The organism is Psychrobacter proteolyticus (assembly GCF_038155145.1).
GTDB classification, from domain to species: domain Bacteria; phylum Pseudomonadota; class Gammaproteobacteria; order Pseudomonadales; family Moraxellaceae; genus Psychrobacter; species Psychrobacter proteolyticus_B.
Genome location: NZ_JBAKAY010000002.1, coordinates 78,612 through 93,126 on the forward strand (window position 1 = coordinate 78,612; position 14,515 = coordinate 93,126).

The 14,515-nt window shown below is 41.6% G+C and carries 11 protein-coding genes; 6 read left to right on the plus strand and 5 right to left on the minus strand.

Annotation, left to right across the window (positions count from 1 at the left end):
• Positions 1 to 461 precede the first annotated feature (461 nt).
• Positions 462 to 1,295 (plus strand): hypothetical protein, encoded by an 834-nt coding sequence (locus tag V6252_RS02840; RefSeq protein ID WP_341609203.1) that lies wholly within the window; start codon positions 462 to 464, stop codon positions 1,293 to 1,295.
• A 131-nt stretch (positions 1,296 to 1,426) separates the two neighbouring features.
• On the opposite strand, the gene V6252_RS02845 is transcribed toward V6252_RS02840, so the two are convergent.
• From V6252_RS02845 to V6252_RS02855, 3 genes are all read right to left on the minus strand, one after another.
• Positions 1,427 to 2,242, minus strand: a complete 816-nt coding sequence (locus V6252_RS02845) for a 4'-phosphopantetheinyl transferase family protein (RefSeq protein WP_341609204.1) — start codon at positions 2,240 to 2,242, stop codon at positions 1,427 to 1,429.
• A 218-nt stretch (positions 2,243 to 2,460) separates the two neighbouring features.
• The gene (pal, locus tag V6252_RS02850; RefSeq protein ID WP_191113710.1) at positions 2,461 to 2,979 is read right to left on the minus strand and encodes a peptidoglycan-associated lipoprotein Pal; all 519 of its coding nucleotides are present in this window, start codon (positions 2,977 to 2,979) and stop codon (positions 2,461 to 2,463) included.
• Between the two features lie 141 nt (positions 2,980 to 3,120).
• Entirely contained in the window at positions 3,121 to 3,729 is a 609-nt protein-coding gene (locus V6252_RS02855) for a DUF6231 family protein (protein ID WP_341609205.1), read from the minus strand.
• 430 nt (positions 3,730 to 4,159) lie between these two features.
• Between V6252_RS02855 and pepN the strand changes: the two genes are divergently transcribed.
• On the plus strand, positions 4,160 to 6,760 hold the full coding sequence (pepN, locus tag V6252_RS02860) for an aminopeptidase N (protein ID WP_341609428.1): 2,601 nt from the start codon (positions 4,160 to 4,162) through the stop codon (positions 6,758 to 6,760).
• 233 nt (positions 6,761 to 6,993) lie between these two features.
• Here pepN and V6252_RS02865 read toward each other — a convergent pair whose 3' ends face one another.
• Positions 6,994 to 8,076, minus strand: a complete 1,083-nt coding sequence (locus tag V6252_RS02865; protein ID WP_057760477.1) for a 3-deoxy-7-phosphoheptulonate synthase — start codon at positions 8,074 to 8,076, stop codon at positions 6,994 to 6,996.
• 428 nt (positions 8,077 to 8,504) lie between these two features.
• On the opposite strand from V6252_RS02865, the gene lpxB reads away from it, so the two are divergent.
• The 3 genes from lpxB (at position 8,505) to V6252_RS02880 (ending at position 12,284) form a co-directional block, all read left to right on the plus strand.
• On the plus strand, positions 8,505 to 9,821 hold the full coding sequence (gene lpxB, locus V6252_RS02870; protein WP_341609206.1) for a lipid-A-disaccharide synthase: 1,317 nt from the start codon (positions 8,505 to 8,507) through the stop codon (positions 9,819 to 9,821).
• 22 nt (positions 9,822 to 9,843) lie between these two features.
• Positions 9,844 to 10,722, plus strand: coding sequence for a ribonuclease HII (locus V6252_RS02875; RefSeq protein ID WP_341609207.1), 879 nt, complete (start codon positions 9,844 to 9,846; stop codon positions 10,720 to 10,722).
• Between the two features lie 320 nt (positions 10,723 to 11,042).
• On the plus strand, positions 11,043 to 12,284 hold the full coding sequence (locus V6252_RS02880) for a CAP domain-containing protein (protein ID WP_341609208.1): 1,242 nt from the start codon (positions 11,043 to 11,045) through the stop codon (positions 12,282 to 12,284).
• A 135-nt stretch (positions 12,285 to 12,419) separates the two neighbouring features.
• Here the strand turns inward: V6252_RS02880 and V6252_RS02885 are convergent, their stop codons facing one another.
• Positions 12,420 to 13,085 (minus strand): DUF924 family protein, encoded by a 666-nt coding sequence (locus V6252_RS02885; RefSeq protein WP_341609209.1) that lies wholly within the window; start codon positions 13,083 to 13,085, stop codon positions 12,420 to 12,422.
• Positions 13,086 to 13,184: 99 nt separating this feature from the next.
• Here V6252_RS02885 and V6252_RS02890 point away from each other — a divergent pair, with 99 nt between their 5' ends.
• Positions 13,185 to 14,426 (plus strand): carboxynorspermidine decarboxylase, encoded by a 1,242-nt coding sequence (locus V6252_RS02890; RefSeq protein ID WP_341609210.1) that lies wholly within the window; start codon positions 13,185 to 13,187, stop codon positions 14,424 to 14,426.
• Positions 14,427 to 14,515: the final 89 nt, after the last annotated feature.

Sequence of the window (14,515 nt, forward strand, 5' to 3'; positions counted from 1 at the left end):
TGAGGCAAGCGTTAGTCGCGTTATATGAGATCATTTATATCGTTTTATTTGTTGGTGTAGATTCTCTTATATAAGTAACAATAGATACGTCAACTCACAAGCCACACTATTCTGTAAGGTTAAGCCATATAACTGTCATTGATTCAAAGTGCGTTCTAGATAATTATGTGGACATATTTTGCAATACCCTTACATAAACATTAAGCAAGCGAAGTCTCATGTTTACGCTGTTTGGTTACTTTAAGGACGTTATGTAACATAAAGGCGAATTTTTGCAGATTGGTGTAGCAATTATTACAGTACCTATGCAATCTTTACATAATGGCAAATAAAAACAGCATCAGTAGGGGTGACTTTTTAAGTCAGAATTGTTTTAATCACCTCAACAAAATGATGGTTTAACAAAAGCACAATCATCGTTTTTTATGGGCGGGTTTATTTCACACTTTAGGAGAATAATTATGAAATTTATTAAATTGACGGCAATCTCTGCTGCTGTTCTAGCATCAACTGCTGCATTAGCTGCTGAGCCAGTTATCGTTGTTGATGACAACGCTGCAGTTGCATATGAAGCTGAGCCAGTTGCTGTAGCCTATGAAGCAGAACCTGCTGCTTATGCATACAATGCTGACGCTGGTGTAGTACGCAACACTACTGGTGCGGTACTTGGTGGTACTAAAACTTTGTTCCAAACAGCTATCAACCCAGCATCTGTTAGTGCTGAAGTTGGTACTCTAGGTTATGGTGCGAACATTGGTTGGTCAGTGAATGAGAAAACTGAACTGCAAGCTGGTTGGGCAGGTGGCGATGCTGCTGACCTTTTCGGCGGTGACTTTGATGCAGACGACGTAAACTATGATGTTGATACTGATTTTAGCAACCCATACCTAGGCGTACAATTACGTCCTACTGGTAACTGGTTCACAATGGGTGCTGGTATCATCATTCCTGATAATGATATCGATGTACGTGCGAACTCTGAGGATAATAACTACAGAATTAATGACGTTGATTACAGTGCAGACGATGTAGGTACTCTACAAGGTACTATTGAGCATCGTAACAAGCTAGCTCCTTATGCTACTGTTGGCTTCCGTCCAAACATCACAAATAACTTCGGTGTATTTGGTGAAGTTGGTGCAGCTTATATGGGTAAAACAGATGCTAACGTAACTGCTTCAGGTAATACTCCTGAAGCAACTGCTGCTGCACAAGCTGCTGAGCAAGAGCTAGAAGATAAAGATTGGTTAGAGTGGTTCCCAATTGTTAAGGTTGGTGCAACTTACCGTTTCTAATCACAGTTTAAAGACTGTCATTAGTAGAAAACAAAAAAACGATCCTTTTTAGGGTCGTTTTTTTATGCCTAAAATAAAGTATTAAAAGGTATTCTAAAAATCAGGTTTGAACTTTGCTCAGAAGACCTTGATCAGAAAACGATGACAGTTTGCTGAGATTGTAACGTGGCAATACGATAAACAGATTGGTAATCCGTATCTTCACTATCATTGAGTACAGAGGCAGAGTTAACCTCTTTGTTATTTTCAATCAAGCTAGAAATAAGGTGAGAGTAATCCATACCCAAGCCTTGAGCTAACGTATATTGGTTCACTTTGATAAAGCTTTCTTTTATTTGCCATAACAGTTTGGCAGTGCGTTCTCGCTGATCTGTAGATAGCTCCTGTAAAATGCTCAACTCACTCTCTGAGTAGAAACGCTTGACTACATGCCACGCAATGTTATTAATTTCTATATCGATACCAGCAGGACGCTGACGACTGATCACGACAGCTATTTTGCTGTGTAAACGTGTAAAATTTGTCTGATTCGATTCTGTAGTTTGCTTCGAACTATTAGTTCCTGTATGGCTAAAGCATACATAATGCTGACTATTAACAAGCCGATAGGGAAAACTTGACTCATCCAAGGTGTCATCTATTTCTAACTTCTTAAGCAGCTCTTGCAATAGTTGCCTGACGCCTTGTCGCTGCTGCTGACGCTGTTTACGTGCTAGAGCAGGTACTGAGTGTTTAGGCACTGCTGTCGCCACCTGATAGTACCAATTTAGGCTATCAAACTTGATGATGTCTTCATACGACGTATTACAGGAGGACAACCATAATGACTTGTTCCATAAGCTTCCAGTGACTAAATGACTCACTGTCTCGCTCACTTGAGCCGTCACACACCATGTCGTGGTGTCGAGTTGAGTATACTGTATCTGGGTAAGGTTGGAAGTCGGCATATATTAATAGTCATCAAAAACGATTATTATAGAATTGAATATATAAGAATGTGTAAGTTTGAACGTAATGTACTTGAGACGTCGATAGTCATATCTCAATTGCTATGTCTAAATAATCTATATTTAATTATCGGGTCAAAAATATCAAAAGCCCAGCAATATATTATTACTGGGCTTTATTTAATCGTCGAACGTTATAAATAACGCTAAATCACAATTTAGTAAGACAGCTCAGCACGACGGTTTTGTGCATACGCGTCTTCTGTGTTACCAGCTGCTGCAGGGCGTTCTTCACCATAGCTAATAACTCGGATGTTGTTTGCAGTGACACCTTGAGCAGCGAGGTAGTTACGTGCAGCTTGTGCGCGTCGCTCACCTAGTGCCATGTTGTATTCACGGCTACCGCGCTCATCAGTGTGACCTGCGATAACGACAGTCGCTGCTGGGTTTGAATTTAGCAGGCTTACGTGTTGGTTAAGGACGCTCGCTGATTGAGCAGTAATTTCGCTGCTATCAAAGGCAAAATAGACCACTGCTTGAATATTTTCAGCGCCAGTGATGACAGCGTTTGAGTTATCAACGATAACCGCACCATTGTAGCCAACTTGGCCACCTGGAATACCTAGTGGGGCAACGACAACTTCTGAGGTAGAACGTTTGGTAGCACAACCGGTGGTTATCGCAACAGCGCTTGATAGCACAGCAAGAACAGCGATCTTAGAAAAACTGATTGACATGACGAGCTCCTAAAATTTTAATTAAATTTGTTTTTTTAAACTGCTTCCGATAAAACTTAGGCAATCTCTATCTATAATATACTAAATGTTAATTTATGTAAGTATTTTTACTGTAAATTACGATAGATAAAATTGAGTGTATTACCAGCGGTGCTTGCCCCAGTTTTCAGGGTTGGCCCAGTAATCAGCATTGAGCCAATTTGGCAGTTGTTTGTAGTCATATAGATTAAATTGCCAAAGCGTCGCAGTAACGGTTGATGAGGTAATAGATTGAATGTCATCAATATTTAGAGATGGCTCACTCAATATATCAAATGGCGTAAAGCCATAAGGTTTCAAATCTATCGAGCTGTCCAATGCAATAAGCAAATGCGCGGCATACAGGTCACGGTAGCGCATCAGTAGCGGCACATAGTGTTGAGTCAGCTCTTCTGACAAGGTAGGCAGCCAAAAGCAAGCAAGCTCATAACGATCGGGTACGTGTTGTTTAGCAAGATCTGATAACGTTGATAAGTGTCGTGCGTTCAGCCTCGCTTCAGTGTTCTCATTAGTAGATGTAGTATCGTCAAGTTGGGCTTGTAGTGCTAATAAGTCCGCATTGTTATGTGTTACCCATAATGCTTCACTATTATCTTTGCTATGTTCAGGTGATAGTTCTGTCTGAGTCGTCAGTGAGGGTAGTAGCGCGTCAACATACTCTATAAGCAAAGGTAGGGTAATGTCTGCGCGTTTCACCTTATTTTTTGTCATATAATAAGCCGTTAGTTAAATGATTGGTCATCAGTATGACTATTAAATCATTTTCAACGACATTATCCAATTGATAACGTATGTTTCATATTTAAATCATCTTGAGCCGACGATATCTTACTTTACATACTTGAAATTTAGTGATTTAGGACAATCTAGCTATAAGCTTGATGAGAAAACCAAATTAGTAATAAAAATTAGCTTAATCATTGCAAAATTTTGTGTATATGCTTAGCTTATTAAGCGCTTAGCTGATTAGTTAGCCTAAAGATAAGGTCTTGATTTGCACTAGTGCCTTTTGCAAATAGTAAAATGATATTAATCATATATTACTCATCCTCAGTAAAAATAACTTATAACCAAACCACCGATAATAATAGGACACCATATGTCTACTGCTGAAACTGATGCACAAATCATCAATCCTGAAATGCCAGATGTGCCGCCTCATGCGCCAAGTAAGATTAACTTAAAAGACTATACGAAACCAAGTTTTGATGTCGAGACAGTACATTTAGATATTAAGCTGTTCGAAGACTATGCGCAGGTAGACAGTACGCTTGAGATGGTACGTCAAACGGCAGGGGATATCGTCTTATTTGGTGAGTCATTAGAGCTGCTAACGATTACGATGAACGGTAAGGCACTGACCACTGAGGATTATCAGCAGGAAGCGGGTAAGCTGACGATTTATAATACCCCTGAGCGAGCTACTTTAGACATTCAAGTGCGTATCTGCCCACAGACTAATACGGCGCTTGAAGGTTTATATATGGCCGGTAGTGGTGACGATACAATGTTTGTGACTCAATGCGAGCCAGAAGGTTTCCGTAAGATTACTTTCTATCCTGATCGTCCTGATGTGTTGGCGATATTCACTACGCGACTCGAAGCAGATAAGCGCTATCCGACGTTATTGGCCAATGGTAACTTAGTCGAAGCAGGCGAAGTGGCCGATGCACCAGACCGTCATTACGCCATCTGGCACGATCCAACCAATAAGCCAAGCTATCTATTTGCCTGTGTGGTTGCCGATTTAGATGTATTGACAGATTCTTATACGACCAGCGAAGGTCGAGAAGTATTGCTTGAGTTGTATGCCAAGTCTGCTGATATCGATAAATGTGATGTCGGTATGCAAGCCCTAAAAGATGCGATGAAATGGGATGAGGTCAATTACGGGCGAGCCTACGATCTAGATCGCTATATGATTGTGGCGGTCAGCCAATTCAATATGGGTGCAATGGAAAATAAGGGTTTGAATATTTTTAACACCGCTTGTGTGTTATCTAGCCCTGAAACAACCACCGATGCACGCAGTTTTAGCGTAAAAGCCATTATTGCTCATGAGTATTTTCATAACTGGACTGGTAACCGTATTACCTGCCGCGATTGGTTTCAACTGTGCTTGAAAGAAGGCTTTACCGTTTACCGTGATCAGTCATTCTCAGCAGATCAACAGTCAAGTGCAGTGCAGCGTATTGATGATGTAGCGACACTGCGAGCCCATCAATTTAGCGAAGATGCAGGTCCATTAGCACATCCAGTACGTCCAGAGAGTTTTGTTGAGATTAATAATTTTTATACGACGACTGTCTATGAGAAAGGCGCTGAAATTGTACGCATGATTGCCAATACGTTAGGGCCAGATGATTTCCGAAAAGGAACAGATGAGTACTTCCGTCGCTATGATGGACAAGCGGTAACGGTTGAGGACTTTTTATCAGCGCTGAGTATCACTGATGACAAAATCGAGAATTTTATTGATTGGTATCGTCAGCCTGGCACGCCAGTGGTATCGGGTTCTCAAACCTATGATAGCGCAGCACAGACGCTGACCATCACTTTGAATCAGCAGACACGCCATGTCAAAGGCTTTGATGCGCCAAAACCATTGCCGATACCTGTAGCAACGGCATTATTTGACAAAGACTCAGGCGCTATCGTCGCTGAACGTATGTTATTGCTTGACGAGGCGACGCAAACGTTTGTCTTTGAGAATGTAGCGAGCGAGCCTGTTGTGTCATTACTGCGTGACTTTAGCGCGCCAGTACAGCTCAATTATGACTATCAAGATGTAGACTTAGCATTTTTGCTTAAGCACGAAACCAATGGGTTTAACCGCTGGCAAGTAACTCAAATGCTGGTAAATCGTATTTTGCTGCAAGGCCAAGGTGCGAAGAGCAGCCCTGATGTATACCTAGAAGCATTGGCGCAGACGCTGCCTGTCTTAGCGGCTGACGATGCGATGCTAGCGGCACGATTGCTTGATATTCCATCAGCGCAAGAGTTGGCTTCTGCTATTTCTAAAGACTACGATCCAGTGCTGGTTAAAGAGCAGCGCGATGGGCTATATAAGCAAGTAGCTGATAAATTAAAGGACCAATGGGCTGAGCTGTACAACAACCTGCCAATGCAGTCTTATAAGGACAGTGCTGAAGCACGAGGCATTCGTGCGTTGCGTAATGTCGTGCTTGATATGGCGTTGACTGCCAATGTAGATGATGCAGCAGACTGGGCACAGCAGCAGTATGACAATGCAAGCTGTATGACTGAGCGCTTTGGTGCACTGAAGGCCATGGTCAATCATCAATTGGCAGGTGCAGATAAGTACTTAGCAGACTTCTATGAACGTTTTCAAGCAAATGATCTGGTTATCGATTTGTGGTTCAGTGTACAAGCTGCCGCTGACGATGTGACGCCTGATATGGTCAAGTCACTATTGACGCACACAGATTTTGATTGGAATACGCCTAACCGTGTCCGCTCAGTTATCAGCGCTTTTAGCTCGCAACCGACGGTACTTTGGACGGCAAAAGGTCTAGAGATGTATACAGGCGTGATTCAGAAATTAGATGATGCCAATCCTGTGTTAGCGTCACGCTTACTGCAAGTACTAGCCCGTTGGAATACCTTGGCTGAGCCTCGCCGTCAAATGGCACACGAGCAGTTGGTAGATTTACAAAAGAATGTCTCATCTAAGCATGTGCTCGAAAGCTTAGAGAGTGTATTAGGTGCTGCAAATAGCTAATTGAGAGCAGTGCAATATGCATCGAAATGTAATATCAATTTTATAAAAATACTAATGTAAAAATAAGGCTAGCTCTGACCAGTTAACGAAACATGTATCATGATGATCATTGCTAACCAAGTTTTAGAATAGAGCATTTCTGATAGAATGTTCATAAATAAAAAGCCCCTTTCGCATTAGTGCAAAAGGGGCCTTTTATTGTTTGCTCGACGATAAATTATCGCTGATAGCTATTAGCGATTCGGTAGCACATCTTTTACCATGTCACGTAATTCGCGTAATGCTGTGACGGTGCTATCCCAATCTAGGCAACCATCGGTGATAGATTTGCCGTACTCGAGCTGACTTAAATCAGCAGTCAGTTTTTGATTGCCGCCTTTTAAGTGACTCTCAATCATCATACCGATAATTGATTTATTACCATTTTGAATTTGTTCGGCAACGTTTTTGATAACCATCGGTTGTAGGTAAGGGTCTTTACCGGAGTTGGCATGACTTGAGTCAATCATAATCTTGCTATTGGTCTTGCCTTTTGCCAGCTCGTTTTCAACTTGAGCTACCGCAGTTTCATCATAGTTAGGTTTGCCGTTACCACCGCGAAGTACTACGTGCGCGTAAGGATTACCTTTAGATTTGATGATAGAGACTTTACCATCTGATGATAGACCTAAGAAGCTATGACCTTCTTTAACCGCTTGCATGGCATTTACAGCAACTGTCATACCACCATCAGTACCGTTCTTAAAGCCAACTGGACATGATAAGCCAGAGCTCATTTCGCGATGCGTTTGGCTCTCAGTAGTACGTGCACCAATGGCTGACCAGCTGATTAGATCCTGGATGTACTGCGGTGTATTTGGATCAAGTGCTTCGGTCGCGCAAGGTAGACCTTTTTCATTCAGATCAAGTAGCAATTTACGAGCCGTGCGCAAGCCTTTTTCTATATCAAAGCTGTCATTCATGTCAGGGTCGTTGATCATGCCTTTCCAGCCAACCGTTGTACGAGGTTTTTCAAAATAAACACGCATGACCACAAATACACTGTCTTCAATTTCTTTTGCCAATACGGCTAAACGATCGGCATATTCGTGAGCGGCTTTGATATCGTGAATAGAGCAAGGGCCAATGACCACAAACAAACGCTTGTCTTTACCATCCAAGATATCTTGAATAGTATTACGACCTTTTAGTACGGTGTTATACGCGTCGTCTGACAGAGGCAGCTCGGCTTTTAGCTCGGCGGGGGTAATCAAAGGAATAAATTTTTCAATATTCACGTCGTCAATATCTGCATTATGGGTAACTGATGTTGTCATGGTTATATATCGTCTAGCTGATTTATAGGAATAATCATTATGCGGACAAAAGTGTTGGTTGACAAGGGTAGTCGAGCAGTTAATTGACTGATAACTGGAATGAGGAAACTAAAACTTAGTTATACTTATAGAGACTTAGCGTGATATTTGACGTTCTAAATGCACGTTTAGCATTTGGTTTTTCTATCTATTAATAAGAGTTGATTGAGTTTTTGATGCATAACGCTCAGATTTTATGCGTGAATTTCGCTATTTGTATCATCGTCAAGTATGATAGCAACATTAGCGATGGGTAGCCCAAACTGTGGCATTAAAACAGTACGGATGAGTGCTCATATTATTCATAAGGTCGTATCGCTGATTTATTACGTTATATTTTATAATAACGGTTATTTTATTTTGTGTATTTCTAATATCGAGAGCTTGTCATGACAGATTCTGCTACGTCTCATCACCATACTGACCTCATTCATCAAGCCGGGACGGATTCTCAAGTAGCAAACATAAATGCTACGCCGCTAGTGATAGGTATCGTCGCAGGTGAGGTATCTGGTGACAGCTTAGGCGCAGATTTTATGCGGCAAATGAATAATCTACGTGATGATATTGTCTGGGTAGGCGTAGGCGGTACAAAAATGCAGGCGCAAGGGCTACATAGTATTTTCCCATTAGAGCGCTTGGCAGTGATGGGTCTGGTTGAGGTCATGTCGCAGTTACCCGATTTGCTTAAAGCACGTCGCGAGCTATTGAGCGCATTTAAGGCTGCCAATATTGATTGGTTCGTCGGTATTGATGCGCCTGATTTTAATTTACGAGTGTCCAAAAAACTAAAGCCCCAAGGCGTATTCTGTGTGCAGTACGTCAGTCCTTCTATCTGGGCGTGGCGTGAGTCGCGTATCCATAATATTAAAGCGGCGACCAATTTGGTGCTATGTCTATTCCCGTTTGAGTTGCCAGTTTATGAGCGACATAACCATCCAGCGATCTGTGTGGGTCATCCATTACTACGAACCATTGATCAGAACCTGATCAATACACCAATCAATCAACGTCGCAGTGAGCTCGTTTGGGACAATGATGGGTTACAGCAGTTCTTCATCGAACGCTTCGATGATGTGAGTCAGCTTATTTGTGTGATGCCAGGCTCTAGACGCGGTGAAATTACGGCTATTCTGCCATTGATGCTTGATGGTATTCAAAAGTTAATCCTGTTAGATCCTAAGCTGTGCTTTATCATTCCAACGGTCGATCAAAACCATCAATATATCGTACAAGAAGTGATCGACCAACGCTCAGAGCAGTTACGTGCAGCAATTGTGGTGGTTTACGATGATACCCAGCCAGAATTTAGCCAACATGCCATGGCGGCATCAGATATTGTGATGCTGGCATCTGGGACAGCAACGCTGGAGGCAATGCTGCTTGAACGGCCGATGGTAGTGGTCTATCAATTAAATCAGCTAACTTACCAAATTGCCAAGCGTCTGGTAAAAGTGCCATATGTGGCATTGCCTAATATATTGGCTAATGCGCCAATCGTACCTGAACTCATTCAAGAGCAAGCGAGCGGTGACAATATTTGCCGTACCGTGATGCGATTGCTGCAACCACGCGCTTATGCCGAGCAGTTACACGACTTATTAGTGACAAAGCAGTCGCTACAACAGCAAAGTAACGGTGAGCCTGCAAATAGCGTGATTGAACAGTGGTTTATCCAAAATACCGATACCGTCAATCCTAATTAAACAAGAAAGACCTTCTAATATTATGCATATTCAACATAGTACAGAAAGCCCAGTTCAAGTAATTGATATTAATATTGAGCATATTGATGTTAAAGGACAATATCTTCAGTTAGCAGTGCCCATACGTTTATATGGGCAAATGAATACCGCTGAGTTGATCACTCAATATCTGTCTAATGATAACCAAATGACGGAGCAATCAATACTACAAATCGGCGTTGATGAAGCAGGACGCGGGCCGTTACTAGGCAGCGTCAATGTGGCGGCGGCAATATTACCTGCGACGTGGTCAGGTCTAATTGAACAACAACCGCTTAAAGACACGCCGTTGTCGATACTGACCGACTCCAAACAACTGAGTGAAAAAAAGCGCGATATCCTTTATCCACTAGTTCAGCAGCATGCTATCGGTTATATCATCACTGATATACCAGCAGCAGTGATCGATCAAGTGAACATTTTGCAAGCAACAATGCTTGGTATGCGATTGTGTACTGAATCATTGCTAGAAGTAATTTTTGAAACATTCTCGACTACTGGAAATGTTAACAGCACGTCGCTCGATCAATTTAAAGTCGAAGTACTGTTTGATGGAAATCGTTGCCCTGAGTTGAACTATGATAGCTTTGAAAAGATAGAAGTAATGCCATCTGCGATTGATTGTCAAGCATGGGTAAAAGGCGATGCGCGTCATACTAGTATTGCAGCGGCCAGTATATTGGCAAAAGTAAGTCGTGATGAATCGATGTATACACTGGATGCTCAATATCCGGAATACGGTATTGCTAAACATAAAGGCTATCCGACGCGCGCACACATGGAAGCAATCGAAAAACATGGTGTCTTGCCAACGCATAGACGTAGTTTTGCACCAGTAAGAAAAGCGCTAGAAATACAGTAGCTATAAAACAGTGTTTATGACAAAGTGAATATGAAAAAGTGACTGTATAGCGGATACAAAAGAATCGTACTTTATAGATGATATCTTTACCTTAGAAATAGTCTAAGCTTAGTGTTGATTTATAGATCTAAAAAGAAACCTGTTACTTGCAATCGCGAGTAGCAGTTTTTTTACAAAATAATGAGCAAAAGTTCATAACTTGTAATACAATAGACATTATATTGAAATAAAACACTGTTAAATCAATCACTAACTACCCTGTAACTGATTTTGACTCTCATTGCTTTTCACAAACAGGTTATTATTTTATAGGATGAGCGATGACTTCTTATACTTCTCAAAAAAATCTTGCGGCAGTGCTATTTTTAACGATATTTCTCAGCGCTTGCGGCGGAGGCGGAGATTCTGATAGTAGTTCTACATCTGCTAATACACCAGACAATTCCCAAAATGATGAAACAGCCCAACCAACAACGTCGGAACCAATTATTTCTGCTCCGATTATAGCGACACCAACTGAACAAAGTGGTGGTATTCCTAACGTTGGTGGTAATGGGTCAGCTGACAATAATGTACAAGCAGCACTGAGTGCAAATAATCAGTTCAGTCTAGCAAGAACCAGCTGTGGTCTAAATGGTCTATCCGTTGATACAGAACTAGATGATATTGCCATTCAGCACGCAAATTATATTAAACATGTATTTGCTAATAGCTCGCCAAGCAGCTTTAACGCGCATTTCGAAAATGAAATTAGCGATATTGCTAGTGTGACAGGTTCTAACAATCCTTTTTTTAGTGGATTAGATCTGGCAGATCGATTGATCAATGCGGACTATGGCAATTCTCAATATGGTGTCACTGAAAACATTGCCCAGTCTGTCTATTATAGTTCGGCAGGCAATTTTTTGAGCACAGAAGCTGTGGCAAGCTCTATGGCAAAATCGTTGTTGTCAGCGCCTTATCATCTACGCTCTTTAATGTTGCCAACCTCAGGCGTAGTAGGAACAGGAATGGTTACCTATACGCCTAGTAGTAAAAATGCTGCTAACAATAAAGGCTATGTTTTGGTAAGCAATGCTGCAGGGACAAAAACTACGACAAATAAAACGCTTGAAGGTGTTTTTACGTACCCATGTCAAGATGTGACGGGGACAGTCACTGCACTTTATAACGAAACCCCAAATCCAGTCAGAGGCTCTGGGCGCAATTTACGTACTGATCCTATCGGACAGCCGGTTTATATCAATATGCCATCCGCTGATAAAGTTAAAGTGAGTAACGTTAAATTCCGAGATGTGCAGCGTAATATAGATTTGCCGATTCAACTGCTTGATTCTGACAATGATCCGTACAAAGGTACGAATTATGCATTGCCAGCGAATGAAGCATTCATTTTGCCATTAACGGATGCGCTCAAGAGCTGTGAATCAGGTAGTAATAAAGGTGGTAATTGTGGACTTTATGGTAGTAGCGAATATAAGGTCAGCTTTGATATTTTGGTTGACGATAAAACATTAGAGCAGCAGTCATTTACGTTTACTACTGGTAAGGTAAATTACTAATAAGTATTTAATACTCTCTAAATATTTACTGTAAAAAAGAAGGTCTGAACCAGTGATATGATTCAGACCTTCTTTTTATACGATAAGTTTTGTGTAATAACTTTGAGTATCTTTAAACAGTACTAGGAATCTTGCCTAAAACGATGAATTAGGCTGTTTTAAAAAGTTCTTTTCATCTTCAGTTGAGTCGCGATTTAGTACCTCGTTGCGATGTGGATATCGTCCGAATTGATCGATAATTTGTTTGTGACGATGTTCAAAATCTAGTGTGTTTGCATCATCTAATTGTTCAAATAGCGGTAGATAATGCTTATGAATCATGGCCGACTCGGAGTGCATAAACGGTATGATAATAAATCTACGCCATTGCATTGGTAGAGTATCAAAATAAGGCTGTTGAATGGCTTCTTGGGCGAGTGCTAATGCCATACCATCTTGCGCAAATGCACTTGCTTGTCCGCGACACAAATTGCGTGAAAACTGATCCAGCACAATAATTTCTGCCAAGCGTCCTGCCAATGCCGTTATTGAACTATTACCATCTAATGAGGACTCTGCGATACGCCAAGTGACACATTCGCCTTGTTTTGCTGCGTGCCAAATTCCGCCAAACTTATCCTGTATCTGCTTATCAAAACGATCGTTTTGTTCAAACCAGTAAGCTTCATTTTTTTTATCAAACCAAAAATCCAACACGGCACGCGCATCAGGATCTAGATAAGTCAAATCTATGTTTTTCGGATCCAATTGTGATGAATGGGATCGACTGGCTGAGGTGGAATAATCGGTTGAGAGTGCCATAAGATATTCTAATTATGATGAATTTAGTCTACTATAGCGCAAATATTTATATCTGTCTGTCAAGATACCAACAGCAGAGTGTCTATTAGGTAATCTATTATGAATGCAAAAAATCTAGAGAATTCTATCAACGCGACATTGCCACCAACGCCTTACTACGTGCTTGATGAAGCGGCTATCGTTGCCAATATGAAAATCATCGCTAGGCTATGTGAGCTGTCTGGTGCAAAGGCATTATTGGCACTAAAATGCTTTGCCACATGGGGCGTGTTTGATGTGATGCAGCCTTATCTGCATGGCACGACTTCGTCTTCACTTAACGAAGTCAGATTGGGCTATGAGACCTTTGGTAATAACGATGATGCCAGTAGCAGCGATAAAAAAGAAACGCATGCTTATAGCGTCGCCTATAGTGCAGACGAGATCCCCGAAGTGCTGAACTATGCGGATAAAATCATTTTTAACTCAATCTCACAGCTCAACGCTTTTAAAGCACAAGCCGCCGCGCAAAATATACCTGTAGGTCTACGACTCAATCCAAAGACCAGCAACTCATCGTTTTTGATTGCTGATCCTGCGCGTCCATTCAGCCGTCTTGGTGAGCATGATAAAGATAAAATCGCAGCGGTACTTGGCGATATTACTGGCGTCATGATTCACAACAACTGCGAAAATGACAGCTTTGAAGCCTTTAGTGAAAGCTTGGCGGATATTGAAGCTAGATTTGGTGATGTCTTAGCGCAGCTTGAATGGGTGAGCTTGGGCGGTGGTATCCACTTTATCGCGCCTGATTATCCATTAGAAAAATTGGCTGCACGTCTAAAAGCGTTTAGCGAAAACTATGGCGTGCAAGTGTATCTTGAGCCAGGTGAAGCAAGTATCCATGGCGCGGGTACATTGGTGACTACTGTATTGGATACCATGCATAATGAAAAAAACCTAGCAGTCGTCGATGCTTCTATTGAAGCGCATATGCTTGATTTACTGATTTATCGTGAGTCAGCACCGATTGCTGCGATTAACCATACAGCTGCCGATATTGCACCTATTGGCAATCCTGCAGAAGCTGCACCGTCTGAAGCTGATGCTGAGTCGGCAGACCATACCATTATCTATGGTCGTTCTTGCTTAGCAGGTGATATCTTTGGTGAATATGCATTACCGAGTAATCTTCAGATAGGTGATAAGATTGCCTTTGGCAATGCTGCTGGTTATACGATGGTTAAGAAAAACTGGTTCAATGGTGTCAACATGCCAGCGATTGTCATCCGCCGATTGGATGGTAGTATCGATATCCAGCGTGAGTTTGATTATCAAGATTATAAAGCCAGCTTGTCTTAACGCGATATTTCCAAGGCTTTTCTACATTAGAAAACAAAGGCTTAGTCTTAATAATGGGTAATTTTAAGGTATCTGTCATTGATACATTA